22 protein-coding genes are annotated in these 25,066 nt (G+C 63.0%); 9 read left to right on the forward strand and 13 right to left on the reverse strand.

Annotation, left to right across the window (positions count from 1 at the left end):
- Nucleotides 1-2: 2 nt before the first annotated feature.
- Together NH8B_RS09085 and NH8B_RS09090 are read left to right on the forward strand one after the other, a co-directional pair.
- Complete coding sequence (locus NH8B_RS09085) at nt 3-500, forward strand: TPM domain-containing protein (protein ID WP_014087026.1); 498 nt, start codon at nt 3-5, stop codon at nt 498-500.
- A gap of 212 nt (nt 501-712) precedes the next feature.
- A complete protein-coding gene (locus tag NH8B_RS09090) occupies nt 713-2,101 on the forward strand; it encodes a sodium-dependent transporter (RefSeq protein WP_014087027.1) in 1,389 nt (462 codons plus the stop codon).
- A 116-nt stretch (nt 2,102-2,217) separates the two neighbouring features.
- Here NH8B_RS09090 and NH8B_RS09095 read toward each other — a convergent pair whose 3' ends face one another.
- The gene (locus tag NH8B_RS09095; RefSeq protein WP_041702900.1) at nt 2,218-3,264 is read right to left on the reverse strand and encodes a L,D-transpeptidase family protein; all 1,047 of its coding nucleotides are present in this window, start codon (nt 3,262-3,264) and stop codon (nt 2,218-2,220) included.
- On the opposite strand from NH8B_RS09095, the gene NH8B_RS09100 reads away from it, so the two are divergent.
- On the forward strand, nt 3,265-3,816 hold the full coding sequence (locus NH8B_RS09100) for a L,D-transpeptidase family protein (protein WP_014087029.1): 552 nt from the start codon (nt 3,265-3,267) through the stop codon (nt 3,814-3,816).
- A 28-nt stretch (nt 3,817-3,844) separates the two neighbouring features.
- Here NH8B_RS09100 and NH8B_RS09105 read toward each other — a convergent pair whose 3' ends face one another.
- Together NH8B_RS09105 and NH8B_RS09110 are read right to left on the reverse strand one after the other, a co-directional pair.
- Nucleotides 3,845-4,162: an Lpp/OprI family alanine-zipper lipoprotein gene (locus NH8B_RS09105; RefSeq protein WP_014087030.1), complete on the reverse strand. Its 318-nt coding sequence runs from the start codon at nt 4,160-4,162 to the stop codon at nt 3,845-3,847.
- Nucleotides 4,163-4,564: 402 nt separating this feature from the next.
- A complete protein-coding gene (locus NH8B_RS09110) occupies nt 4,565-6,232 on the reverse strand; it encodes an alkaline phosphatase D family protein (protein WP_014087031.1) in 1,668 nt (555 codons plus the stop codon).
- A gap of 370 nt (nt 6,233-6,602) precedes the next feature.
- On the opposite strand from NH8B_RS09110, the gene NH8B_RS09115 reads away from it, so the two are divergent.
- Complete coding sequence (locus NH8B_RS09115; protein WP_014087032.1) at nt 6,603-8,447, forward strand: methyl-accepting chemotaxis protein; 1,845 nt, start codon at nt 6,603-6,605, stop codon at nt 8,445-8,447.
- A gap of 25 nt (nt 8,448-8,472) precedes the next feature.
- Here the strand turns inward: NH8B_RS09115 and polX are convergent, their stop codons facing one another.
- The 6 genes from polX to NH8B_RS09145 all read right to left on the reverse strand — a co-directional run bounded on the left by polX (nt 8,473) and on the right by NH8B_RS09145 (nt 14,836).
- A complete protein-coding gene (gene polX / locus NH8B_RS09120) occupies nt 8,473-10,194 on the reverse strand; it encodes a DNA polymerase/3'-5' exonuclease PolX (protein ID WP_014087033.1) in 1,722 nt (573 codons plus the stop codon).
- Between the two features lie 14 nt (nt 10,195-10,208).
- Nucleotides 10,209-10,754, reverse strand: coding sequence for an HPF/RaiA family ribosome-associated protein (locus NH8B_RS09125; RefSeq protein ID WP_014087034.1), 546 nt, complete (start codon nt 10,752-10,754; stop codon nt 10,209-10,211).
- Nucleotides 10,755-10,800: 46 nt separating this feature from the next.
- Nucleotides 10,801-11,340: a hypothetical protein gene (locus tag NH8B_RS09130; RefSeq protein WP_014087035.1), complete on the reverse strand. Its 540-nt coding sequence runs from the start codon at nt 11,338-11,340 to the stop codon at nt 10,801-10,803.
- Between the two features lie 212 nt (nt 11,341-11,552).
- The gene (locus tag NH8B_RS09135; RefSeq protein ID WP_014087036.1) at nt 11,553-12,692 is read right to left on the reverse strand and encodes a sensor histidine kinase; all 1,140 of its coding nucleotides are present in this window, start codon (nt 12,690-12,692) and stop codon (nt 11,553-11,555) included.
- A complete protein-coding gene (gene nosP, locus NH8B_RS09140; RefSeq protein WP_014087037.1) occupies nt 12,682-13,839 on the reverse strand; it encodes a nitric oxide-sensing protein NosP in 1,158 nt (385 codons plus the stop codon). The genes NH8B_RS09135 and nosP overlap by 11 nt, the downstream gene beginning before the upstream one ends.
- Before the next feature lie 217 nt (nt 13,840-14,056).
- Entirely contained in the window at nt 14,057-14,836 is a 780-nt protein-coding gene (locus NH8B_RS09145; protein ID WP_014087038.1) for a substrate-binding periplasmic protein, read from the reverse strand.
- A gap of 240 nt (nt 14,837-15,076) precedes the next feature.
- On the opposite strand from NH8B_RS09145, the gene NH8B_RS09150 reads away from it, so the two are divergent.
- Nucleotides 15,077-15,799, forward strand: a complete 723-nt coding sequence (locus NH8B_RS09150; protein WP_232503552.1) for a DUF5602 domain-containing protein — start codon at nt 15,077-15,079, stop codon at nt 15,797-15,799.
- Nucleotides 15,800-15,896: 97 nt separating this feature from the next.
- Here NH8B_RS09150 and NH8B_RS09155 read toward each other — a convergent pair whose 3' ends face one another.
- Nucleotides 15,897-16,448: a cytochrome b gene (locus NH8B_RS09155; RefSeq protein ID WP_014087040.1), complete on the reverse strand. Its 552-nt coding sequence runs from the start codon at nt 16,446-16,448 to the stop codon at nt 15,897-15,899.
- Nucleotides 16,449-16,496: 48 nt separating this feature from the next.
- On the reverse strand, nt 16,497-16,883 hold the full coding sequence (locus NH8B_RS09160; protein ID WP_041702901.1) for a cytochrome b562: 387 nt from the start codon (nt 16,881-16,883) through the stop codon (nt 16,497-16,499).
- Between the two features lie 223 nt (nt 16,884-17,106).
- On the opposite strand from NH8B_RS09160, the gene sbcD reads away from it, so the two are divergent.
- Complete coding sequence (sbcD, locus tag NH8B_RS09165) at nt 17,107-18,327, forward strand: exonuclease subunit SbcD (protein ID WP_014087042.1); 1,221 nt, start codon at nt 17,107-17,109, stop codon at nt 18,325-18,327.
- Nucleotides 18,324-21,746 carry an AAA family ATPase gene (locus NH8B_RS09170; RefSeq protein ID WP_014087043.1) on the forward strand — a complete coding sequence of 1,141 codons (3,423 nt, stop codon included), beginning with the start codon at nt 18,324-18,326 and terminating at the stop codon, nt 21,744-21,746. Before sbcD ends, NH8B_RS09170 begins: the two co-directional genes overlap by 4 nt.
- 111 nt (nt 21,747-21,857) lie before the next feature.
- Here NH8B_RS09170 and NH8B_RS09175 read toward each other — a convergent pair whose 3' ends face one another.
- Nucleotides 21,858-22,922: an RNA methyltransferase gene (locus NH8B_RS09175; protein ID WP_014087044.1), complete on the reverse strand. Its 1,065-nt coding sequence runs from the start codon at nt 22,920-22,922 to the stop codon at nt 21,858-21,860.
- Between the two features lie 23 nt (nt 22,923-22,945).
- Complete coding sequence (locus tag NH8B_RS09180; RefSeq protein ID WP_014087045.1) at nt 22,946-23,281, reverse strand: hypothetical protein; 336 nt, start codon at nt 23,279-23,281, stop codon at nt 22,946-22,948.
- A 323-nt stretch (nt 23,282-23,604) separates the two neighbouring features.
- Here NH8B_RS09180 and NH8B_RS09185 point away from each other — a divergent pair, with 323 nt between their 5' ends.
- Complete coding sequence (locus NH8B_RS09185; RefSeq protein ID WP_008954074.1) at nt 23,605-24,045, forward strand: DUF2846 domain-containing protein; 441 nt, start codon at nt 23,605-23,607, stop codon at nt 24,043-24,045.
- A 118-nt stretch (nt 24,046-24,163) separates the two neighbouring features.
- Nucleotides 24,164-25,015, forward strand: coding sequence for a hypothetical protein (locus tag NH8B_RS21210; RefSeq protein WP_232503553.1), 852 nt, complete (start codon nt 24,164-24,166; stop codon nt 25,013-25,015).
- Nucleotides 25,016-25,066 lie beyond the last annotated feature (51 nt).

Below are 25,066 nucleotides of genomic sequence, written 5' to 3' on the forward strand. Positions count from 1 at the left end.
ACATGAATATCAAACGTATCGTTCGGCATCTGACCGTGACGCCCTGGCAAGTCCGGCGCTGCTTCACGGCCAGTACCCTGAACGCAATCGAGGTGGCCATCAAGGACGGCGAGCGACTTCATGCCGGACAGGTGCGCTTTGCCGTCGAGGGTGCCTTGCATACCTCGGCGTTGCTCCGTGGCCATACGGCCTGGGCGCAGGCCCTTGACGTATTTTCCCTGCTGCGGGTATGGGATACCGAGTACAACAACGGTGTTCTGATCTACCTGCTGCTGGCGGATCACGATGTCGAGATCGTCGCCGACCGAGGCATTCATGCCAAGGTCGACGCTCAGGAGTGGCAGCGCATTTGCCGGATCATGGAAACCTCCTTCAGCCATGGCCACTACGAAGAAGGGGCCGTGGAAGGCATCCTCGCGGTCACCCATCTGTTGGCGGAGCATTTCCCGGCGGAGGGGCATCGCGTCAACGAACTGTCGGATCGGCCGGTGGTGCTGTGACGGGCAGGGCGGCATGGTTCGCCCGCGCTCTCGTGTCCCGCATGCCGGTTTGCTGCCACCCAGCGCCGGACGCCGGCGCTTCCTGCTTTGACTTTGGAAGTAGGCCGACCAGGCGATAGCCGGCCAGATCAAAACTTCGTACACTCTCGCCCGAGCGCCCGTCCCCGCCACAAGCGGGACGGGCTTGTCATTTGTTTCAGGCAGAGTTTTCGATGAAAAATCACACTCCACACGCGGCCACGGCGGCAACGGGCAAAACCCGCGATGCGTTTTCTTCCAGTTTCGGCGTGCTGGCCGCCACGCTAGGCTCGGCGGTTGGGCTGGGCAACATCTGGAAATTCCCTTACGTGACCGGTGCCAACGGCGGTGCCGGGTTTCTGGTGATCTACCTGCTGGCCACGCTGCTGGTCGGCTTGCCGGTGATGATTTCCGAGATCATGCTGGGCCGCAAGGCCAAGTCCGATGCGGTGACCACGCTGCGTACCCTGGCCCCGGCGGGACAGCCGTGGTGGCTGATCGGCGCCTTTGGCGTGGTTGCGGCGTTTCTGATCATGGCGTTTTACACCGAGGTGGCGGCGTGGGTGTTTGCCTATGTGTTCAAGGCGCTGCGTGGTGACATCCTCTCCAGCAACCCGGCGGTCACTTCGGCGGCCTTCAAGGGGCTGATTTCCGATCCGGTGCAGTCGCTGCTGTGGCAGTGGGGGGTCTTGCTGCTGATCGGCGGAATCCTGCTGTTTGGCGTGGCCAAGGGCATCGAGGCCGTGACCAAGAAGCTGATGCCGCTGCTGTTCGTGCTGCTGCTGGTGATCGGCGCACGCAGCCTGACCTTGCCGGGCGCAGCGCAGGGCCTGTCCTTCCTGTTCACTCCGGACTGGTCGAAGATCAGCGGCGAAGTGGTGCTGGTTGCCATGGGGCTGGCGTTCTTCAAGCTCTCCATCGGCATGGGCACCATGATCACGTACGGCAGCTACTTCCGCGACGACCAAAACATCCCAACCACCACGCTGCGCGTGATGAGCGCCGATCTGTTCGTGTCGATGCTGGCGGGTATCGCCATCTTCCCGGCGGTGTTCAGTTTCGGCTTCCAGCCCGGCGCCGGCCCGGCGCTGCTGTTCATCACCATCCCGGCGGTCTTCGCCAGCATGCCGTTCGGCCACGTGTTCATGGTGCTGTTCTTCGTGCTGGCGGCCGTGGCGGCTACCGGTGCCATGCTGTCGCTGCTGGAGGTGCCGGTATCGGTGATGGTGGGCCGCTTCGGTATCAGCCGTCCCCGCGCCACCTTGCTGAACCTGCTGTTGCTGGGCCTGATCGGCTCCAGCTGCGCCTTGTCCAACAGCGTGCTGGCCGACGTCAAACTGTTCGGCATGACCTTCTTCGACCTGTTCGACTACCTGACCTCCAACATCCTGCTGCCGTTGGGCGGCATCTTCATCTGCCTGTTCGTGGCCTGGGTCTGGGGCAAGCAGAAAATGCTGGAGGCGCTGAGCAATCAGGGGGTATTGGACAATGGCCGGATCGTGAAGGGCCTGCACGGGCTGCTGAAGCTGGTCACGCCGCTGCTGATCCTGCTGGTGATGTTCAAGGGGCTCGGGTTGATCTGAACCCGGTAGCATGAAGAGCCGCAATGCGGCTCTTTTGCATGGTGTGTCCGGAGCGTTGTCGAAGTCGAACTCACGGTGCCGAACTCACGCTTCTTCGGCCAACCTTTGGCGCATGGTTACGGCAATTCGATTTCCTCGCTGGCGGGGAGGCGAGGCAGCAGGGCATTGTTGGCATCGATGCCGTAGGGCTCGAAGTTGTACGGCTCGACGGGCAACTCGCTGAGCCAGTCGTCCAGGCCCGGCTCGGAGGCCGACAGCGCGACCGGCACCGGTTGCGGGGTGGTGGCCAGTTGCGTTACCCGCTCCTGGTCGATTTCATCGGGCGGCAGGGGCACGGTCGAGAGCGCCTGCGCGACCCGCTGCTCCAGCGGTACCTTGTCCGGGTATTCGTCCACCGGTTCGAAGGTGGCCATCACCCAGCGGCCGCCATCGTTGCCGACCAGCACGGGCTCGTCGATCACCCTGACCGGCGTTCCCACCTTCATCTGCGGGAAAATCTGCGCGGCATCCTCGGGATACAGATGCAGGCAACCGTGACTGGTGCGCAGACCCACCCCCCACGGCCGGTTGGTGGCGTGGATGAAGATGCCGGGGAAGCCGGTCTGCATCGCCAGCATGCCCATCGGGTTGTCGGGGCCCGGGGGGAAGTACTCCGGCAGCTCGACGCCGTCCTCGCGCAAATGCTCGTCGCGGATGCTCTTGGGAACGAACCAGGCCGGGTCCTTGAATTTGGCCTTGATGCGGGTGGCCCCGAGCGGGGTCGACCAGCCCTCGCGCGCTATACTGATGGGATAGGTGATGACCTGTTGCGGTGGCTGTCCCTTGGCGGTTGTCGGAAAGTAGTACAGCCGCCGCTGCGGGATGTTCAGCACCACGCCCTGCCACGGCTTGGGCGGCAGAATGAACTGGCGCGGCACCACCACGGCGCCGTGCGGCGTCCAGACCGACTGCTCGGGGTTGGCGCGAGCGATCTCCTCGTAGCCGATGTCGTAATGGCGGGCAATGTCGGGCAGCGTGTTGTTGCCGGTCGGTTCGACCACCAGTACCTGGCCCACTACGGTCGAGCCGTCGGTCGGCAGCGTAAAGGTAGCGGCCGCCGCGGGGGCCAAGCCGATGACGGCCAGCGTTATGGGCAGGACAAGGCGGGCAAGGGAGCGAGACACATGGCGAGGCTGATCTGGTATGCACTGACCCTGATGTGGCTGGCGCTGAGCATGCCCGCCCAGGCTGGCACCGAGCGCTGGATCGAGGTGGATACCGCCGCCCGCACCCTTACCGTGTACCAGGGCAGCCGCCCGCTGCAGCGCTTCGACAACATTTCGGTGGGGCGGGGCGGCGTCGCGCCGCTTCACTACCACGGCGATGGCAGCACCCCGTTGGGCAGCTTCCACATCATGCGCATTCGCACCCCGCACGTGTTCGGCAGTTTCTACCAACTCGATTACCCCCGCCCGGAGCACGCCGAGCAAGCCTTTCTCGACGGCCGCATCGATGCGGGCACCCGTGACGACATTCTGTTGGCGGCCCGCGCCGGACGGCTGCCGCCGCAATTCACTGCGCTGGGGGGCGCCATCGGTATTCATGGCGTCGGGCGCGGAAGCTATCGTATTCATCGCGACTTCAACTGGACTAATGGCTGCGTCGCGCTCAGCAATGCGCAACTGCACCAATTCGCGCACTGGGCGCGGCTTGGCATGCGAGTGGTCATCCGCTGAACGCGGAGGCCCACCCGCTCGCTTTCGTCTACTTCATCATGGTTTTCTTGAACATCCGATCCAGCCGCTGATTGGCATCGGTGGCCGTCTGGTTGGCCTGGTTGGCGGTCTGGTTGGCCTGGTTCGCCACCGTCATCGCCTGGTTGGCTTTCTGGCCTGCGTTGTCGGCCGAGGCCTGGGCAGAGGCTGCCGCTTTCATCGCCTGATCGGCGGTCTGCTGGGCACGGGTGACATCGGCGCGCAGCTTATCGACATCCCCTGAACTGGCACACCCGCCCAGCAACAGCAGGGATGCCCCCAGTAACGAAGTCAGTACGGAAGTGCGAACGGAACGTGATCGGAACATGGCTTTCCTCCTTCAACTTCAGACAGGATAAAGCGAGTGCTCCGTTCGCCGAAAAAACAACCGATACTGGGCGTCAAGGCACCCGCCGGGGCGGACCCGCCCCACTAGCTGGCCGGTTCGATGGGAGCATCATCCGGTTGCGCGGCGCAGGCTGCCGTACCGTCACGTCACCGGAAATCTATCTGAACCGGCCCTACTTCACTAAGAGGGTGGCAATTCATGTTAGTTCAGGTCGACAGCACGCGTATCACGATGAAATACGGGGATGTCGCCGCACCGCAAAACGGAGGTGATGACGGCAGGATGGTCACCTGCCGGAAAGAGGGCCATGGCACGAGGACAAGATCGGCAATGGCCCTGACCCGCGTGGAACAGAAGGCGGGCGATCCGCGGTGGCTTGCCTTAATCGAGCACGATGCGGCGTTTGGTGATTTCGCCTTCGTCGCCGCCCGCCCAGTTCAATTCGATGACGATTTCCGGATTGGCCCCGGGGCGCGCCCGCACCATCAGGAAGTTGTTGGACCCCGTCAGGGCGTACAGTCGTTCGGTAAAGACATTGTCGTTATTCTCCATGGCGCCGCCTGAACTGATGCCGATCAGGCTCAGTTTGGGAGCCGGCTTGCGGGAGATGGCGCTCGAGGTGGCATGGTAGACCTTGGCGGCGGGGAATTTACGGTGGCGAATCCTGAAGATCGAGGCGCAGTGCACGTCCCCGCTGAGAAACACCACTTTCTTGCCGGTCTGATCGATGCTCTTGAACAGGGTCTCCAGGAGCTGGTTGCGCTCCCATTGGTTGGTTTCGTGACCCCACTCGTCCTTGAAATCATCCTTGGCCTCGCCGAGGTCGGCGTAGTTGACCAGGCGATCGACCCAATGGACCACCGGAACAGGCGAGACGATGAACAGCGCATTGGCCTGTTTCACCTCCTCGCTCCCCAGCCACTGGCGGAAACGGTCGAACTGGGCCTGACCCAGCAAGATGTTCTTGTCGGGTATTTTCTTGCCCTTGTTCTTTTCGACATCGTGATGGCCGCGCATGTCCAGCACGTAGAAGGCCGCGCCGCCATGGCGGAAAGCATAGTCCCATTGGCATTGGTCGGGGTCCGCGGCGTTGTAGGACGTAGCGGGGTTGTGACTGTGCTCGTATTCGTAATAAGCCTGGCAGGCGGCTTTCCACATCAATTGCAACAGCATCAGGTTGGGCTTGCTGTCTTCTTCCTCCCAGAACGAGCAGATTTGCGCCGCGCGCTCCTTCCAGGTCAATGAGCCCCAGCCGTCCATGATCTCGTGGTCGTCCCAGATCATGTACTGCGGAACTTGTTCGAAGACCGAGCGCAGCTCGGGCACGCTCCAGTAGACGCGGTAATACCAGCGGTAGATGTCGAGCAGGTATTGCTGGATGCCCGCCTCATCGTACTTGCCTTTGCCAAGGGCAAACTTGTCGAGCAGCGCTTTCTTGTTGTCCTTCAGCCAGGACCAGATATCCAGGAAACGATTCTTGCCGTTGGTGTCGACGTAGACCTGATCGCCGCCGCCGATCGAGAAATGGGCCCGGGTGTCCCCCAGCTGTTCGAGATAGTGCGGCCAGGCCCCGGCGCTACCGTTGTTGCTGATATGGTCGTGGCAGCTATAGAAGCCGAAGACGATCTCGGACGGGGCCTCCGGCATGGTGCGGAAATGGCGCGGCGCATCGCCGCCGATTTCGGTGCGGCGCGCCACCTTGCCCGCATCCACTTCGCTGGCAATGACCGCGTAGTAGTACCGGGTATCCGGGTTGAGGCCGGCGATGTCGAAGACGTGGGTCAGGCTGTTGTCATGCGTGAAATCGTGCTCGCCCAGATAGGCCGCCGCGATCCCGTTGCCGGCCAGAAATGCGGGAACCGTCTTTTCTTCCAGCCGTACCAGGTCGCCGCTCAGCGGGCTCGCCGTGACGACCAGACTCCACTTGCCCGGTTGGTAGATGCGGACCCAGAGCCGCGTGCTGTTGGCGGTGGTGGCCCCAACAATGACGCCGCTGGTGAGTTTGCTGTACTTCTGTTCGTTGGATGTCGGATCAAGCAGGGTGGCCATGGTGTCCTCGTAATCGATCAGCTGGCGCCGTACGGCGTTACAAATGCCGATGGCAACGTCAATTGCATATCATTGTTTTATGGACAAAACCGGCACTCCGCAAGGCAGCGCGGTCGCCGACGAGCGGGTGTCAACCCACGCGGACCCGTGGCGGGGCGCGCTATCCTTACTCGGTGCTTGCCCGGACAAAAGCCCCTTGAGTCCACCCCTGACAAGTCGACGCTAGTCATCTTGTGCCGCCAGGCGACAGTTACGCGATCCCCAGGAGCGGGCACGTCGACCCGCCAGTAACAGCATGACCATGCTATACAAGTAAAACGGCAAGTGTGCTGCATGGGCGGGGTCTTTACCGGCGGATAGGGGGAGGGCGATGGTGCAAGACGTGGCCGAGGAGAGCCGGGCATATTTATCCACGTTGCTGCCGACGCCGCGTGAGTGGCGTCTTGTCAAAACGGTGGTGCTGGTGTCCCTCGTGGTATTTCTGGCCTTGGTGCCGTTTGCCAAGCTCCCGCTCCCGCGCGTTTGGGCCTTTATTCCCGTCTACGAGTCGGCGCTGGTCATCAACGACCTGATCACGGCGGTGCTGCTGTTCGGGCAGTTCCGCATCTTGCGCACCCCGGGACTACTGGTGCTGGCGTGCGGCTATCTCTTTACCGCTTGCATGGCCACGGTTCATGCGCTCACTTTTCCCGATCTTTTTGCACCGGGGGGATGGCTGGGGGCAGGCCCCCAAAGCACGGCCTGGCTGTATATGTTCTGGCACGCCGGGTTTCCGCTGTTCGTGATCGCCTACGCCTGGCTGAAGGATCAACCGCGTAACCTCAGTCGCCTGACACGGTTTACGCCCCTGGCGGTGGCCGGCGTGTTTGGCTTGGTGGGTGCGTTCACCCTGGCCGCCACGGTCGGGCAGGACGCGCTCCCGAAAATCATGCGCGGCAACCATTACACCCCGGCCATGGTCTACGTCATCGTCTCGGTCTGGGTCTTCAGCCTGTTCGCCTTGGTCCGGCTGTGGCGCTGCCGGGTGCGTTCGGTGCTCGACCTGTGGGTGATGGTGGTGGTCTGTGCATGGCTGTTCGATATTGCCCTGTCCGCCATGCTCAACGCCGGACGCTTCGACCTGGGCTTCTATGCGGGGCGCATCTATGGCTTGCTGGCCGCCAGTTTCGTGCTGCTGATGTTGTTGCTCGAGAACGGAATGCTCTACGCGCGCCTCGCCCAGATGCATCAGAGCGAACTGCAAAAGAATGCCACGCTGATGGCGCTGGCCCAGCGCATTGCAGAGGGCGACCTGACCGTACGTGTCGACCCACAGTCCTATATGGGTAGTGTGGGGCAGGCGTTGGAAGAGATGGTGGATAGTCTGCGCGAGATGAATCATGAAATAAGCGGCGGCGTGGCGGTGTTGGCGAGTTCGGCTACCACCATTCTGAGCGGCGCCAGTCAGGTCGCCTCCGGTGCCGCCGATAGCGCCAGCGCGGTGACCCAGGCGGTCATCACCATGGCCGAGACCAAGCAGACCGCGCTGATCGCCAGCGAAAAGGCTCAGCACGTGTCGGAAGCCGCTCAGCGCGCCGCCCAGGTATCACAGCTGGGCCAGGAGTCGGTGGATGATGCCGTCGCCCGGATGTTGCATATCCGCGAACACATGGGGCAGATTGCCGCCAGCACGATCAAGCTGACGGAGCATGCCATGATGATCGGGGAAATCATCGCCACCGTGAACGACCTGGCCGATCAATCCAATTTGCTGGCGGTCAACGCGTCGATCGAAGCGGCCAAGGCCGGCGAACAGGGACTGGGTTTCGGAGTCGTGGCGCAAGAGGTGAGGAGCCTGGCCCAGCAGTCCAAGCAAGCCACGGTACAGGTACGGTCCATCCTCAACGACATCGGTAAGGCGATCAGCGGCGCCGTGCAGACGGCGGAGCAGGGGGCGCAGGCGGTGGAATCGGGGGTGAAGCAATCCAAAGCGGCCGGCGAGTCGATCCGGCAGTTGGCGGAGAGCATTGCCGAGAGTGCGCAGGCAGCGGCCCAGATTGCCGTCTCGGCGCAGCAGCAGCTGGCCGGCATCGACCAGCTTGCGCAGGCCATGGACGATATCAGCGCCTCGGCCACCCGTAACGCCGAGAGCACGCGCGAGACCGAGGCCGCGGCACAATCGCTGCATGAACTGGGGCAGACACTGGAAAGACTGATGCTGCGCTACAAAGCGTGAGCAGGGCGGTTCACCATGCCACCGCTCAGCGCCGCTTGAGGAAGGCCTGCAGTTGCGCCAACGGGCGGGTATTGAGCACGTCCTGTCGTTCCAGCCAGCCGCGTCGCGCCTGCTCCACGCCGTAGCGCAGGTTGCGCAACTCCGCTGTGCTATGGGCGTCGGAGTTGATGCTGATCAGCACCCCGGCCTCCTTGGCTTCGCGGCAGTGCAGATCGTCCAGGTCCAGCCGCAGCGGCTGGGCATCGAGCTCCAGCGCACAGCCGACCTCTCGGGCGCGGTGCAGCACCAGGGCAAAATCGACCGCGATCGGCGCACGTCGTCCTATCAGCCGTCCGGTGGGGTGGGCAAGGATATGCACGCGTTGGTCGAGCGCGCGCAACAGCCGGCTGGTCTGCTTGGCGCGTGAGAGACTGAAGTGGTCGTGCATCGCGGCGACCACGATGTCGAGCCTGTCCAGCAGCGCGGCGGAAAGATCGAGCCGGCCATCTTCCAGAATGTCGACCTCCATCCCCTTGAGCAAGGTAACGCCCAGGCCGCCGGCGCTTTGCAGCCGGTCGATTTCGTCCAGCTGCGCCAGCAACCGCTCCTCGCTCAGTCCGCGGGCAAGGCGTTGCTGCGGCGAATGATCGGTAATGGCCAGATATTCCAGCCCCAGCGCGTGCGCGGCGAGCGCCATGTCCTTGATACTGCTCTGCCCGTCGCTGGCGATGCTGTGGGTGTGCAGATCGCCGCGCAGGTCCTGCCAGCTCAGCAATGTGGGCAGGCTGCCGTGGCGTGCCGCCTCGATCTCGCCGCGCGCTTCTCGCAGCTCCGGGGGGATCACGGGCAGGTGCAGCATGGCGTAGACCGAGGCCTCGCTGTCGCCGGCGATGCGTTGCCCGTCACGATATACCCCGTATTCGTTGATCTTGAGGCCGTGCTCGCGCGCCATCAGCCGGAGCGCGATGTTGTGCGCCTTGCTGCCGGTGAAATAGAGCAGTGCCGCGCCAAAACTCTCCGGGCGCACCACGCGCAAATCCACCTGCAGGCCGTTCCGCAGGCGCACGCTGGCCTTGGTCGTGCCCTGCGCCAGCACCTCGTCGACGTCTTCATGGGCGGTAAAGGCAAACGGCACGTCGTAGCCTGGCGCGGCGGCCACCAGGATGTCGATGTCGCCGACCGTGTCGCGGCGGCGCCGGTAGCTGCCGGCCACCTCGACCTGCCGTACCCCCGGCACGCGGCGCAGGTAGTCGAGCAGCTTTTCCACGGTTGGGCGCACGCGGGCTCGCGCCAGCCGGGCATGGGTATCGAGGTGCTTGGCCAGCGCCTGCAACAGCTGCTGTTCCAGCTTGGGGCCAAAGCCCGGCAGTCGACGCACCAGGCCCTGTTCTGCCGCGTGCTGGAGGTGGGACGGCGAGGTGATCGCCAACTCGTGATACAGGGTGCGGACCCGTTTCGGGCCCAGACCGGGTATCGACAGCAAATAGGCCACCGCCGGCGGCACCTCGCCGCGCAGCCGATCAAGAAGCGCGCAGGTGCCGGTATGGGCGATCTCGACGATCTTGGCGCCCAGATCCGCGCCGATGCCGGGCAGCTTGGGCAAAGGCAGCCCTTGTGCCACCAACGCGGCCAGCTCCTGGTGGTATTCGCTCAGGGTTCGGGCCGCATTGCGGTAGGCGCGGATACGGAACGGGTTCGCTTCTTCAATGTCGAGAAGATCGGCAATTTCCTCGAATACCTGGCTGATCCTGACGTTGTGCAAGGGCATGACGGGATAATCGGTCAGTCAGGGTGGTTGCGTTGCTTGCCGGTGCTGACGCGCTTGGCTTGCCAGCCTTCTTGCGCCGCCTCGGGAAGAAACTTCACCGCCATGCCTTCGCTGAGTTTGTCGAATGCTTGATCGACCAGATTTTCGGCCGAGAAATAGTAGTCGTTGCCGTCTTCGCCTTCGATGAAGCCAAAGCCATCGAGCAGGCGTGCCACGGTGCCGTGAGTGGGCTCCATATGCTGCTTGGTCTCGCCGCGCCGGATGCGAGCATGGTCTTCCAGCATGCGCCGTGCGGCGTCGAAGGCGTCGCGCAAGGCCACATAGACATCTTCATGGTTCTGCCGGTTGCTGACGACTTCGGTGCCAGGTGCTGTCATGTCGATCTGCACGAAATAGTGCTCGCCCTGGTTGGAGTGGCGGTGCGGTAAGCCGACGGTGACGTTGCAGCCGATGAGGCGCGGGAAAAACTGTTCCAGCTTTTCCAGCTTCTGCTGGATATGGGTTGAAAGGGCTTCGGATTCGGGAAGGTTTTCGTAGTTGATTTGCAGCAGACAGGCCATGCTTGCTCTCCTCTGTGTTGTCGCGTGTAGCGCAGGGCAAAAGGGCTCAGGGCAGCCGGTAATCCAGCGGCCAGTATTCCTGGATGTAGTCGAGGATGTTCATGTCGGTATTGGGGGAAATGTGCTCCCAGGGATGGCCGCCGTGATCCAGCCGCGCCAGGCGCTTGTGGCGGATGTTGACTTCGTGCAGCGGCAGTCCTTCGGCCCGGTAGCGGGCAAGGTCTTCCTCGTAGCCGGGCGTGTCGAGGTAGAACAGCCATTCGGTGGCGAAAGCGGCTTGCAAGGCTTCCAGCGTGCGGCCGATGTCGTCGTCGATGGGAATCGGCTCCTGCAGTCTGGGGTGGGCATGGCTGTAGTCGTACACCCAGCCGCCGTAGAGGTCGCCGTCCTTGGTGGCGAGAAAACGCTGGGGTTCGTCGGTGAAGAAATCTTCCAGCAGGAAGAAGGCACGGTGGAAATGCGCGCCCTTGGCCCCGGTGAACCAGCCCATGACGTGGCGCTCGGTGGTGGTGTAGAGCATGGCGCACAGCAGGCCGCGCTCCCCGGGGGAAAAGGCGAGATACGTTTCAGCTTCGTGGCGTTTCATCCCGTGTGGCCTTTCACCGTCGCCGTGTCGTGGTCGTCCCGACGCCCCACCCGCCGGCGCAGTATTTTCTTGTGAGCCTTGACTGTATTTTTAGTTTAGCTTTCAGACGGCCGGTGTGCGCCAGATTGGGTATATGACAGGAGGCGCCTGCCGTCGGGCCCATCCGAGTAGAAGCGGCTGCCTCTCCGAATCAGGAGTCAGCCCGTTGGACTTCAGCGCTCGCTCGGGGAGGGCGCCACGGGCGCGGTGAGTGGCAGCACCAGTTCGAAGCGCGCACCCTGTCCCGGCGCGCTCGACACGCTGATGCTGCCGCCCAGCACGGCGGTCGCCAGGTTGTAGACGATGTACAAGCCGAGCCCGCTGCCGCCCATGCCCAGCTTGGTGGTGAAAAAAGGGTCAAAAGCGTGCTTGGCCGTGGCCTCGTTCATCCCGATGCCGTCGTCCGAATAAGCGAGGGTGACCTGATCCTGATCGGGCTTGGCCTCGATCCGGATCGTTCCCGAGTCGATACCTTCGAAGCCGTGCAGCAGGGTGTTGGTGACCAGGTTGGAAATGATCTGCTCGATCGGCCCCGGATAGCTGTCGAGCGTGATGCCGGTGGCGACGGTGACGTCCAGCCGATGCGCGGTGTGTTTCAACTTGGGCCGCAGCGTCATCAGCACTTCGTCGATGGCCTGGCGCAGGTCGAAACGACGGCGCCGCATACTGGTTTGGTCGACTGCCACCTCCTTGAAGGTGCCGATCAGGTTGGTGGCGCGCTGCAGGTTGTTTTCCAGCAACGCCACCGCTTCGCCGCTGCGGGCGAGAAAATCGAGCAGAGCCTGCTTGCGCAGCGTGCCGGCAGCGACTTGCGCCAAGAGGGGGTCGAGCATCGCCTTGAGCGATGACGCGACGGTCACCCCGATGCCCAGCGGCGTATTCAGTTCATGGGCCACGCCGGCCACCAGGCTGCCGAGCGAGGCCAGCTTTTCGGCCTGAACCAGTTGATTCATCGCCTGTTTCACTTGGGCGATGAGCAACTTCTGCTCTTCTTTTTCACGCTCCAGCGCTTCGTTGGCTTCCTTGCGTTGTTCGATCTCGCGCTCCATCTGCTCTTGGGTGCGATGCAGGGCGCGGTTGATTTTTTCATTCTCGTGCAGGGCCGCTTCCAACTCCTTGGTGCGCTCGTGCACCTGGTCTTCCAGCATCACCGCGGTCTGGAACAGGCCAAAATCGGAGCCCTGGGCGCTCATTCCCCGTTCGGCGCGGTTCATCAGGGCCGTGACGACCTTGTTGAGACGGGTGATTTCAGCCCGGAGCGCGTCTTCGTCGTGGATGTCGCGGGGGTCTCGAGGCGTTTTGTCAGGGGGCATGGCCTTCTCGCGGGTAACCCAGAGCAATGCCGGTCAGCGTCTGGTTGACATGCACGCCGTGGTATTGCTCGCCGTAGGTGCTGAAGCCGACGACATGGTTTTTGCGCAGCAGCTCCGCCACGGCGTCTTTCGCCCCGCTTTGGGTCATCTCCAGGTTGCGCAGGATGCAATCGCAGGCCAGGACCAGCTGGAACGGGCCGATTTCGGCGCGGATCGTGCCGAAGGTGCGCTTGATATTGCCCAGCAGGTCGACGCCGCGCACGACGCGCAACACCAGGCCTTCGTCGATGGCGCAGAAAAAGGTCAGGCTGCCATCCGGGTTGACGCGCTGGATCGAACGGACATAGTCGGTGCCGTCGATGGTCACCACCACCGGCGAGGCGGCAAAGCGCATCGGGTTGAGATCCCCCACGGCAACGCCGATGACCCGGGCGTATTCCTCGGCGGCGGGCAGGCCATTGATTTCCCGGACGATGCGCTGGCTGGCATCGGCTTCGGTCACGACCAACCGTTCTTCCTCGCTGACGAAGTGCTGGGTCTTGAAGATTTTGAAGGGCAGGCGGGTGCTGACCAGCAGCAGGACGGCGCTGTCGGGGTGAAAGGCCCCGTCGTGGAATACCCAGGTGCGGGTCAGCTTGAGGTTGTCACCGGCCGACCCTCCGAAAAGCGTTATCGCGCCGAGCGCATCCTGCAGGGCGCGCGCCACCGGTTCTTCCCGGCGCGACAAGCCGTCGATGAGCAGGAACGAAAAACAGTTCTCCGGGCCGACTGCCGGTGCGGCGGCCTCCAGTTGCTGCAGCAGGGGCTGCACGAAGGCGGCGCCTTCGCCGATCTGGAAGTGCTGCAAGTCGCCGATGCGGCCTGACACCGCGGTGCATGACGCCGCGGGAAAGCTGGCACCAGTCAGCCCTAGATCGTGGTAGCCGACGGGCCCGATCTCTCCGGCGGCGGTACAGCCAACCACGGTGACACCTTGAAACAGCTTCGTCATTTCGTCCGCCAGCGTGTCGAGGTCGTAATCGCTGGAACAGAAAAACACGACCAGTGCCATCCCGGGCTGGCAGACCCCGGCGTAGAACTCCCGCACGGCCGCCCGAGCATCGCCGGCGCGCGATTGTGCGGTACGGATGGTGTTTGGAATGCTCACGATGACTTGCCCTTTGTAAGTCGCGTTGGCTCCCGTTCGTTCCGAGATGACAGAAGCCGCGGAGAGGCAGCGCTGTGTGATCGGGGGCGTCCAATCCGCCGCTGAGCGATCGCCTCACCTGAGGGCGCGCTCCCGATGGAGGCGTCTCTCTTCTTTATACGTGCAACGTGCGTCACCTGTGCCGTGTTTCTGAAACGTGTAGCCAAACGTCCTTGGCTTAGGGCGATGGGTCGAGATGGTACTTTTCCCGCAAGCGGTCGAGCTGGCCCGATGCCCTGATCTTGCGCATTCCATCATCGATGGCGCGAATCAGTTGCCGCCCTCTCGGGTTGTTTTTGCCAATGCCGATCACCAGCTTCAATCGCCCCTCCAGGCAGCCGGCGTTACGAACCCGGTCGGGGGGTATCTTTTGACGCAGGACGAGATGGCGCATCACGGCTTCATGCTCAACCGCCACCGGGTATCGCCCGGTCAGCAGCTTGTTGAGATTGGTCTCACCGGCATTCTGGCCTCTATTGAAATCAAGCAGTGAAGCAGCGGCGTGCCGCCGAGCCTGGAGGTAGGCGTCAAACGCGCCGCCATCATAACCGTAGTCGGCAATGACCCCGAGCGGCACCGTCCGCAGCGAGGCCTGCCCGGTGTAGCGCCACGTGCTGTGCTGCAGGGTATAGAAGCAGGCGCGCGAAAAGGCTAGAGGCCGGCTCAGGACCAGCCGGTCATCGATGGGGGCGGCGTAAACACCGTCGATATCCCGTTCTTCGGCCAACGTCATCGCCCGATTCAAGGGCATCAGCAACGACTCCAGCCGATAACCGGCCGCGGACACGATCTGCCCGGTCAGCTCCACCATGAAGCCGCCGGTAATCGTACTGTCCTGGGCACAGATATAAGGGCACCAATTATCCGAAGCGAGCCTGATACTCGGCGCCGACACGGCGGCCAGCGGCAGGGCGGACAAGCACAACGACACCATCAAGGCACGGAGCAGGGTGTTCATATGGGTCTGACGAATCAGGGCAGGAGGGCGGCGACGGTTGCGGGTACTTCAGCTTAGCTCACGGTGCGAATGCCGCTTTCGCCCTGAAAAAGGCGGCATGCTTCACTAAGATGCAAGCACACCAGTTGTCGGTTGCCGAGCGGACGGCAATCCGTTTGTCCACTTCAGGGAGTGAGAAGAATGATGGGAATGCATGCACTCAGCAAGTCACCGCCCTTGACCCTTGCGATGGTCTCCATCATGGCAATGGCCGCCGGATGGGCGCAGGCCAAGGAGGCCGTATACGAAGGGAAACCAGTGCGCATCGGCCAAGGCCAGGCCCATACCGTGGTACGCACGGACGCCAGCGGCAAGCCGATCTCGATCGGCCTGGTCTTCACCGAGACCGCGCTGCAAGGGCTGCCTGCCGCAGCGGCGGGCGGGCGTGCCGATTTCCCCTATCAGCTCGGCATGCCGAGGAAAGGACCCAGGACGGTGGTCGACCACGTGGTGATCGACTGGGAGTCTACCGGCCATCCGCCACCCAAGGTGTACGACGTGCCGCATTTCGACTTCCATTTCTACCTGGTCAGACCTTCCGAACGGATGAAGGTGACGTTCAAGAACGAGGGCGAATCCGGCGACCCGTCCCAACAGCCGCCGGCCGAAGGACTGCCCGCCGGTTATATCGTGCCTCCGGGCACCGCCGTGCCCGGGATGGGCGTGCACGCGGTCAACCCGCACTCGCCGGAGTTCCAGGGGCAGCCGTTCACGGCCACCTTCATTTACGGCTACCACGACAAAAAGCTGACCTTCCTCGAGCCCATGGCCACACTCTCGTTCCTTGAGTCGCAACCCAATTTCTCGGCACCCATCCCGAGGCCGGCAAGCTACAGCAAGCAAGGACTCTATCCTTCCAGCTACAGTGTCAAATACGACCAGGCCAGCAAGAGCTACGAAGTGACGCTGGCAGACTTGCAATAGAGGTTTGTGCCAAGGGGGCGTGCCAGGCACATCCCAGCCGTCCCTCGCATCAAGAGATCAGAACCACCCGCCCGCCAAGAGGCGGGCTTGATGCTTTTTAGCGACGAGTTTCTTTGGCCAAAGAAAACGGCAGGATGCGGCTCAGTACGTTTTCGGATTTGAGCACCGCATGCATCAGTGCCCCGGATACATGCAGGCCTAGCAATACGGCGAAGCCCGCTGCGGCGGCAGAATGCAGATCCCCAAACAGAGGTGACAGGGCCCGGTTCTTTTCCAGCAAGGTGGGCAGGTCGAACAGACCAAACACGCTAACCGCATGACCTGCTGCATTCGTTTTGAGCCAGCCCAATACCGGAATACCCAGCATGCAGAGGTACAACAGGCCATGTACTGCTTTTTCGGCTAGGTACTGTTTTGATCCCTTGGTATTGATCGACTGGGGCAGGGCGCGGCGGTGAATCCGCTTATTCAGTACTCGCAGCACGGCCAGGATCAAAACGCTGGCGCCTATCGATTTATGCAACGACATCAAGTCCATGTTGTCGTCGAGCATCCAGCCAATGGCCAGGTTTCCTATGATGGCAATGGCTACCAGCCAATGAAGAAGGCTAACAGATAGCGGGTATTTCTTGGTCGACAAGGCCGACATGGACGTGACTCCTGAGTTTGATGTTTTGCTGATGGGCTCAATCAAGGCTTAGGTCAGCAAGTCGTGATAATGCTTTTTGCTGGTATTGATTTTTTGCAAGGCGGCTTTTGCTGCCTTCAAATCATTGGCGTGAACGGCCTGGTTGACGACGTTAAGCTCTTGTTGCAGCTCCTGCATCCCCTTGCGGTAGGTTTCAGCGTCGCTTTTGTATTGAAGCTTGCTGGCCTTGGCTGCATCGGCCTGCAGCCGATTGGCATATTGAGAAAATTCCGGAATGGTGGTGCTGTTCATGGCACCTTTCATGGCGATTTTCATGTCCTTCATGACATTCTTTACTTCACCCGCCTGAACCGGCGAACAGAATGCGAATGCGGAGACCATCAATGCAATGGTCACGAAGCCAGCTTTGCGGTTGAACTGACGAGAGGTATTCATGTGGGTCTCAGTTGCCGTGGAAGATATGCCCGACACCATAAGTCCGTGTTATTAAACCTAACTTAAGGACGATCTGAGGACGAAGGTGGCGATCCCTTCTCTGCCGGACCGGCATACGGCGCCTACCGCGTTCTGATTGCCTGGGTGGACTGGCCGGCCTCGGTACACATGCGGCACCCCCGGCTTGCTACAATCCACCGCATTGCAACGTCTCCGCTTCCCAATGCGCATCCTCCATACCTCTGACTGGCATCTGGGCCAGCACTTCATGGGCAAGACCCGTCAGGCAGAGCACCAAGCCTTTATCGACTGGCTGATCCGGCACGTTCGCGACCACGCCGTCGACGCCGTCATCATCGCCGGGGACATCTTCGATACCGGCGCTCCTCCCAGCTACGCGCGCGAGCTGTACAACCGGCTGGTGGTCGAGCTGCACAACGCCGGCACCTCGCTGGTGTTGCTGGGCGGCAACCACGATTCGGTGGCCACGCTGGGAGAAAGCCGGCCCTTGCTGTCCTACCTCAGCACCACCGTCATCCCCGCCGTCGAAGAGAGTCTGGACCAGCAGGTTCTGGTGCTGAATAAACGTGACGGCACGCCCGGCGCCATCGTCTGCGCCATTCCGTTCATCCGTCCGCGCGACGTGATGCAGAGCCAGGCCGGGCAGAGCGCGGAGGAGAAACAGCTCTCGCTGCAGGAAGCCATCCATCATCACTACCAGGCCGTGTATCAGCTCGCCTGTGCCAAACGCGACGCGCAGCGCCGGCCCTTGCCGATTATCGCCACCGGCCATCTCACCACCGTCGGCGCCAGCGCCAGCGAATCGGTGCGGGAGATCTACGTCGGCGCGCTGGAAGCCTTCCCGACCACCGCTTTCCCCCCGGCCGATTACATCGCGTTGGGTCATATCCATCGCCCACAGAAGGTGGGCGGGCTGGAACACGTCCGCTACAGCGGCTCGCCCATCCCCTTGAGCTTTGACGAAGCCAGCCAGCAAAAGGAAGTGCTGCTGGTGGACGTGGACGATATCGGCCTGATGGGCATCACGCCGCTGCCCGTGCCACGCTTCCAGCAACTGGTTTCGCTCAAGGGTGATTTGAAGACACTGGAAAGCCAGATTCAGGACGCAGCCCAACTGGGCAGTGCCGAGCAGCCGGTGTGGCTGGAAGTGCTGGTGAAGGGGGACGATTACCTGTCGGATCTGCAAACCCGCATCCAGAGCATGACCGAAGGCCTGCCGGTGGAAATCCTGCGCCTGCGCCGGGATCGGGGCAATGCCGTCGCCGCCCTGCAAGCCGCGGCCAAAGAAACGCTGGACGAACTGACGCCGTTCGACGTGTTCGGCAAACGGCTGGAGCAGGAAACGCTGGACGAGGAGCTACGGGCACAGCTGGAAGCACGCTACCGCCGTGTTGTGACCAGCCTGCAGGAGGGCGCGGCATGAAGATTCTGACCCTGCGCCTGAAAAACCTCAACTCGCTCAAGGGCGAGTGGAAAATCGACTTTACCCAGCCGCCGTTCAAGGACAACGGCCTGTTCGCCATCACCGGCCCCACCGGCGCCGGCAAGTCCACGCTGCTCGATGCCATCTGTCTGGCGCTGTACCACGAAACCCCGCGCCTCAAGACCATCTCCGCCTCGTCCAACGAGATCATGACGCGCCACACCGCGGATTGCCTGGCCGAGGTGGAGTTCGAGGTGAAGGGGCAGGTGTACCGCGCGTTCTGGAGCCAGCGCCGCGCACGCGACAAGGCCGATGGCGCTTTGCAGGCCCCCAAGGTGGAACTGGCCGATGGCGCCGGCAACATCCTGACCTCCCAGATCAACGACAAGCTCAAGCGCATCGAGGCGATTACCGGGCTGGACTTCGCCCGTTTCACCAAGTCGATGATGCTGGCGCAAGGCGGTTTTGCCGCCTTCCTCAACGCCAGCGCCAACGAGCGTGCCGAACTGCTGGAAGAGCTGACCGGCACCGACATCTACGGCCAGATTTCGCAGCGCGTGTTCGAGCAGGCACGCGATGCCAAGCAGGCGCTGGATCAGCTCAAGGCCAAGGCCGACGGGGTCGAACTGCTGCCCGAAGAGCGCCGACAGGCGATGCAAGAGCAAATCGGCGAACTCACGCAGCAGTTGGCGGCGCTGCACGCCGAACAGGAGCAAACCCGGGCCCTGCGCCAGTGGCGCCATGAGGTGGGCCAGGCCGAGTTGGCCGAAGAGCAAGCGCAGTCCGCCGAACAAGCCGCCCAGGACGCACTGCGTCAGGCCGAGCCGGAACTGCAACGGCTGCAACGGAGCGAGCCGGCCGAGGCGATCCGCCCCGTCTACCTGGCGTGGCAGGACGCGATGGCCCGGCAAGGCCAGACCCGAAGCGCCCTGGAGCGGGTGCAAGAGCAGCTCGCCGCCAGCCGGCAGGACGCAGTGTCGGCCCACTGGCAGGCCACAACCCTGGCCGAAGGCTTGGCGGCACGCGAGCAGCAGCGCGGCCAGGCCGTGCAGGACGAACTCCAGGCCAGCCAGGCGTGGTTGGCTCAGCACGCCCACTTTGCCGGGTTGGGCGAGAAACTGAGCGGCTGGCAGAGCGAGTACGGCCAGATTCAGCAAGCGCAACAGGCGGTGCAGCAGCTGCAAACCCAGCAGCAGGCGCAGCAGGGTGAACTGGCCGACATCGAAACCCGCCTGGCCCGACAAGTACAGGCCTTGCAGCAAGCCACCGCCCGCCACGAACAAAGCCGGCAAGCGACGCAAGAAGCCGAGCGCCAGGCGGCCGCGCTGCTGCAAGGCCAGACGCTGGCGGGCCTGCGCGACAGCTGGCAGCGCATGCAGGAACAGCTGCAGGCATGGCGGCAGCTGGCCCAGCAGGCAACGCAGCTGCGCCAGCTCTCCGCCCAGCGCGTGCAACAGGAAGCCAGCCTTGCCGATACCCACCAACAGTTGGCCGAACAGCAAACCGGGCTGGACGCCCTGCGTCGCGACTACCGCCAGCTGAAAGAGCAGGTGGACGACAAGCGCAAGCTGCTGCTGCAAGAGCAGCGCATTCAGAGCCTGGAAGCGCACCGTGCCGCGTTGCTGCCGGGCGAGGCCTGCCCCTTGTGCGGCTCGCACGAGCACCCCGGCATCCAGTCCTATCCGCAACTGGACAGCTCTGCGACCGAACGCGCCCTGCAGGAAAAGGAAGCCGCGCTGCAGCGGCTCGAAGAAACCGGCAACGCCGCCAAGAGCCAGCTGGCCAACTTGACCGGCCGGCAGGAACAGCAGCAACAGTCCCTCGCGGCGCTGGCGCAGTCGCTCCAGCACGCCCAGGCCGAGTGGAACGCCAAGGCCGCTCAGCTCGGCCTGAGCGATAACGAGTGGCAGCACGAATCCTCCCTGCAGCACGGGTTGGCCACGGCGGAGCAGCAGGAAGCCGCCCTCAAGACCACGCTGCAGCAGGCCGAAACAGCACAGCAAAGGTTGCCCGAAGCCCAGCAGCAAGAGGCGCAGTCCGCCGCGCAACGGCAGGACGCCGGCCAGCAGCACGAATTGCTGCAGCAAAGCCAAGCCCATGCGGCCAAGCGCCTGGCCGAGCTGCAACAACAGCGGGACGTCGCCTCACGCGCCGCACAGCAAGCCAGCGAGCGCCTGCTGGCCGCCATCGCCGCCGCCGGATTCACGCCAGACAGCGACATGGCCGACTGGCTGGCCGGGCGCCAGCAAGACTGGCAGGCGTGGCAGGCCAAACAGCGAGAGCAGCAACAGCAAGAGGCCGAACTGCTCAAGCAGCAAGCCCGCAGCGAACACGCCGCCAGCCAGGCTCAGGTCTGGCAAGCGCGCTGGTGCAAGCTGGGTGTCGCCGCGCCCGGCCACAGTGCCGATCCGCTGCTGGACGAGGCGGCACTCGCCCACTGCGCCGAGCGGGTAGAGGCGCTGTCCGCGCAGATCGCCAGCCTGCAAGGCCAGCACGCCCAACTGGAGGCAGACCTGCACGCGCAGCAACGGCAGGGCGTTGACGCCGAAACCGCCTGGCTGTCGGCGCTGGCGGCCAGCCCGTTTGCCGATGGCGACGCCTTCCGGCAAGCCCTGCTGCCGGCGGAAGAACGCCAGCGGCTGCAAACCCTGCGCCAGCAACTTCAACAAGCGGTGGAACATTACCAAGCCGTGCTCCACGCTGCTGCCGCGACCTTGCTCGCCCTGCAACAGCAGGCCCGCACCCCGCTCGTCCTGGCGGAACTGGACGCCGCCCTCGCCACGCTCGACGCGCAACGACAGGCCCTCTCCAGCCAGCAAGGCGCCCTGCAGGCGCTGCTCAACGACGACGCCCAGCGCCGGGAAGGCCAGCAGGCGCTGTTCCAGCAGATCGAGCACCAGGCGGCCGACGTGGACATCTGGCAGCGGCTCAACAGCCTCATCGGCTCGAAAGAGGGCGACAAATTCCGCAAGTTTGCCCAAGGGCTGACGCTGGACCACCTGATGCACCTGGCCAACCGTCATCTCGAACGGCTGCACGGCCGCTATCTGCTGCAGCGCAAGCCGACTGGCGAACTGGAGCTGGAAATCGTCGACACCTGGCAGGCCGACGTCACGCGCGACACCCGAACGCTGTCGGGCGGCGAGAGTTTCCTGGTCAGCCTGGCGCTCGCCTTGGCGCTGTCCGACCTGGTCAGCCACAAGACCTCGATCGACTCGCTGTTCCTCGACGAAGGCTTCGGCACGCTGGACGGTGAAACGCTGGAAGTGGCGCTGGATGCACTGGATGCCATCAACTCCAGCGGCAAGTCCATCGGGGTGATCAGCCACGTGGCCGGCATGCAGGAGCGCATCGCGGTGCAGATCGTCATCCGCAAGGCGAGCGGGCTGGGGGCTTCCCGCATCGAGATCGCCGCCTGACGGCCACCCGCGCGGCCTGTCACGGAAGGGGGATGGCATCAGGCAAACAAAAAGCCCGGTCACCAGACCGGGCTTTTTGAACGCCTTGGGCAAGAGCGCGAGCGGCAACGCTCACGCTTGCGGGGTAGCCTTCGCCGCGTTCGTCCGCCGCAGCAAGCGGCTGTGGTCGATCAGCTCCGCGGCCCGCGCGCGCAGTTGCCCGCAGCCGCCGTCGATATCCTGCCCGGCGGAATCGCGCACCTTGGTCAGCACGCCGTGGTCGTGCAGGTAGCGCTTCATCAGGTGGATGCGCTCGGCGGACGGGCGCTGATAGTGGTCGCCCTCCACGCTGTTGTACGGAATGATGTTCAGCACGCCGTACTTGCCCTTCAGCAGCTGCACCGCGGCGTCCATTTCTTCCTGCGTGTCGTTGACACCGGCCAGCAGTGTCCACTGGTACTGGATCGGGTAGCCCACGCGGCGGGCGTAGTCCTCGCCCAGCGCCACCAGCTCGGCCGGGTCGTAGCGCGGCGCGCGCGGCAGCAACTGGGCGCGCAGCTCGGCGCGGGTGGTGTGCAGCGACAGCGCCAGCGCCGGCTTGACGTGCTGCTGCGGCAGCCGCTCGAACACGCGCGGATCGCCCACCGTGGACAGCACCAGGTTCTTGTGGCCGATATGGCCGTCGCTGCCCAACAGGTCGATGGCGTCGAGCACGTTGTCCAGATTGTGCGCCGGCTCGCCCATCCCCATGAACACCACCTTCTTCACCGGCCGAATGCGCCGCGCCAGCGCCACCTGCGCCGCAATCTCGGCGCTGCCGAGCTGACGCAGCAGGCCGCTCTTGCCGGTCATGCAGAAGGTACAGCCCACCGCGCAGCCCACCTGGCTCGACACGCACAGCCCGTCGCGCGGTAGCAGCACGCTCTCCACCATCTGGCCGTCGTTAAGCTGAACCAGCAGCCGCAGCGAGCCGTCCGCCGCCGGGTGCTGCGACTGGATGCGCGCCAGGCCGTCGATCTGCGCCGCAATCGGCGGCAAGCCGTTGCGCACCGAGAGCGGAAAATAATCCTCGCTCTTCTGGCGACGGGTGCCGGCGCCCAGCGGCTGCCCCTTGAGCCAGGCGCGTTGGATGCGCCCGATGTGGCAGGAAAGGGCGCCGATCGCGGCGAGAGAGTGCTGGAGATCCTGAATACGCATGGAAAGCTTCTAAAACGTGGTGCTTACGGTGCGGCCTTGCCGCCATCGCTCTGGCAGGCCAGCCCCTTGCCGGCAAAGCCGCCGTACAGCATCAGCTGCCCGGCCACTTTGCGCGACAGCGCGAAGGTATCCGGCAGGCTGCGGTCGCCCTCGTTCTTCGGCCACACCATCTGCCGCTTCTCGTCCATGAAACCCTGGTAGCGGGAGCCGGCCCGACTCAGCTCCACCGTCTGCGTCTGGCGGTTGTAGCTGAATTGCGTTTGATCCGGACAATGAAAACGGCCGTGCAGCGGCTCCTGCTGACAGGCGCACAGCAAGGCCGGCAGCAGCCAGCAGGCCAGGCGGGGGAGAGCGTTCATCGGGCAAATCGTGGGTGACAGGGGTGGGGCGACACTATAGCACGACACGGGGTAGCCCGGTTTTGCAGCCCGGCCGAATCGACGGCCCCACAGGAGCCCATATCGGCGTGAAATCAAGAGGCAGGGAAACCGGGGCATCGGCAATGCCGCAGCGGTAACCGGGGCGGCGCTCGCACTGTTCGCCAGCAGAAAATGCCATTGGAGTTATATCCATTTCGGGCGTATTCCCATACAATTTCGTTGCCACCCATCATGACAATGGCAATGCCTCATGCCAGCCCAGCCGTAGCTGGGGAAAACTGGTCCTACACAAGAGAAACCTCATGAAGAAAAGCTTGCTTGCCGGCCTGCTGGCCGCTTCCGTATTGTTTACCGGCTGCGCCTCGGTACCGATGGGTGACCCGAAAGCCGATGCCCAGCTCAAGACCTTTGCGGCACCGCCCGCCGACAAGTCGGGCATCTACATCTACCGCAACAGCTTTGTTGGCCAGGCGCTGAAGAAAGACCTGCACCTCAACGGCGAACGCCTCGGCGAAACCGCCAACAAAGTCTATTTCTACCGTCAGGTGGCTCCGGGCAAACAAACCGTCAGCACCGAATCCGAATTCAGCGACAACAGCCTCGACCTGATTACCAATGGCGGTCAGAACTACTTCATCGAGCAATACATCCGCATGGGTGTGTTCGTGGGCGGCGCCAACCTGAAGTTGGTGAGCGACGAGGAAGGCAAGAAGAACGTGCTGGAAACCAAATTGGCTAAATAAGACAGTTAACAGACAAGAATATGCCCGGCAATGCCGGGCTTTTCTTATGAGATGCTTGTCTTGCAAGGAAGGCTGGGCTAACCACGATTCGGTCGCGACTCTGGGTGAGAGCCGGCCTTTGCTGTCCTACCTCAGTACCACCGTCATCCCGGCAGTCGAAGAAGACCTTGATCACCAGGTACTGGTGCTGAACAAACGTAATCACGGTCCTAGGGTCATCATCTTGGCGACAATGCCTAGCAACAAGTTAGTACAGGTGGAGCAGGCAGAACAGGAACTGGCGGTGGCCCAGCAGCTGGATCAGCGCAGCACTTTAGTGTTGCAGAAAGCCGGGAATCAGTACGAGCTGCTACAGCAGGCTAGTCAGAATGCCATGCAAGGTGTGAAGGCGCTGTGTACGCAGCAAGAACAGGCAACTCGTACGGCGCAACAAGCCCGCGAGCAGCTGCAAGCTGCCATTGCCGACTGTAGCTTTGCTATGGCAGACGACATGGTGAAATGGCTGACTGATCGTCAGCAGGACTGGCAAGAGTGGCAAAACAGGCAGCGTGCGCAGCAGTTGCAACAGACCGAGCTGCTCAAGCTGCAAAGCAGTCGTGAGCAGGCGACCAACTTTGTCGAAATCTGGCAGAGCCGCTGGCGCAAACTGAATGCCGAGGCACCAATCGGCCAAGCCAAACCGGAGATCGACGATTCATCCCTTGCCTGCTGCACTGAACTGGTAGAGGCACTGACGGCTCCGGTCACCAACCTGCAGGGTCAGCAAACCCAATTGACCACTGATCTGACCTTGCTGCATCAGCAGTGCTGCGAAGCTGAGGACGCTTGGTCAGCCTCACTGCAAACCAGCCCCTTGGCCGATAGCGATGCTTTCCTTCAGTCGCTGTTGCCAGCAGGGGAGCGCCAATACCTTCGTAGCTGGCTGCAACAACTGATGCAAGTGCTGGAATGCAGCACAGTAATACTTTAGAAATTGTACTTGATGCTCTGGATTCAATTAACTCTACTGGTAAGATGATTG

The sequence above is a fragment of the Pseudogulbenkiania sp. NH8B genome, assembly GCF_000283535.1.
Lineage (GTDB): Bacteria > Pseudomonadota > Gammaproteobacteria > Burkholderiales > Chromobacteriaceae > Pseudogulbenkiania > Pseudogulbenkiania ferrooxidans.

Coding starts and splice junctions, on each gene's coding strand:
- NH8B_RS09085 (WP_014087026.1), top strand. CDS start 3: ATGAATATCAAACGTATCGTTCGGCATCTGACCGTGACGCCCTGGCAA.
- NH8B_RS09090 (WP_014087027.1), top strand. CDS start 713: ATGAAAAATCACACTCCACACGCGGCCACGGCGGCAACGGGCAAAACC.
- NH8B_RS09100 (WP_014087029.1), top strand. CDS start 3,265: ATGGCGAGGCTGATCTGGTATGCACTGACCCTGATGTGGCTGGCGCTG.
- NH8B_RS09105 (WP_014087030.1), bottom strand. CDS start 4,162: ATGTTCCGATCACGTTCCGTTCGCACTTCCGTACTGACTTCGTTACTG.
- NH8B_RS09110 (WP_014087031.1), bottom strand. CDS start 6,232: ATGGCCACCCTGCTTGATCCGACATCCAACGAACAGAAGTACAGCAAA.
- NH8B_RS09115 (WP_014087032.1), top strand. CDS start 6,603: ATGGTGCAAGACGTGGCCGAGGAGAGCCGGGCATATTTATCCACGTTG.
- polX (WP_014087033.1), bottom strand. CDS start 10,194: ATGCCCTTGCACAACGTCAGGATCAGCCAGGTATTCGAGGAAATTGCC.
- NH8B_RS09125 (WP_014087034.1), bottom strand. CDS start 10,754: ATGGCCTGTCTGCTGCAAATCAACTACGAAAACCTTCCCGAATCCGAA.
- NH8B_RS09130 (WP_014087035.1), bottom strand. CDS start 11,340: ATGAAACGCCACGAAGCTGAAACGTATCTCGCCTTTTCCCCCGGGGAG.
- NH8B_RS09135 (WP_014087036.1), bottom strand. CDS start 12,692: ATGCCCCCTGACAAAACGCCTCGAGACCCCCGCGACATCCACGACGAA.
- NH8B_RS09145 (WP_014087038.1), bottom strand. CDS start 14,836: ATGAACACCCTGCTCCGTGCCTTGATGGTGTCGTTGTGCTTGTCCGCC.
- NH8B_RS09150 (WP_232503552.1), top strand. CDS start 15,077: ATGGCAATGGCCGCCGGATGGGCGCAGGCCAAGGAGGCCGTATACGAA.
- NH8B_RS09155 (WP_014087040.1), bottom strand. CDS start 16,448: ATGTCGGCCTTGTCGACCAAGAAATACCCGCTATCTGTTAGCCTTCTT.
- NH8B_RS09160 (WP_041702901.1), bottom strand. CDS start 16,883: ATGAATACCTCTCGTCAGTTCAACCGCAAAGCTGGCTTCGTGACCATT.
- sbcD (WP_014087042.1), top strand. CDS start 17,107: ATGCGCATCCTCCATACCTCTGACTGGCATCTGGGCCAGCACTTCATG.
- NH8B_RS09170 (WP_014087043.1), top strand. CDS start 18,324: ATGAAGATTCTGACCCTGCGCCTGAAAAACCTCAACTCGCTCAAGGGC.
- NH8B_RS09175 (WP_014087044.1), bottom strand. CDS start 22,922: ATGCGTATTCAGGATCTCCAGCACTCTCTCGCCGCGATCGGCGCCCTT.
- NH8B_RS09180 (WP_014087045.1), bottom strand. CDS start 23,281: ATGAACGCTCTCCCCCGCCTGGCCTGCTGGCTGCTGCCGGCCTTGCTG.
- NH8B_RS09185 (WP_008954074.1), top strand. CDS start 23,605: ATGAAGAAAAGCTTGCTTGCCGGCCTGCTGGCCGCTTCCGTATTGTTT.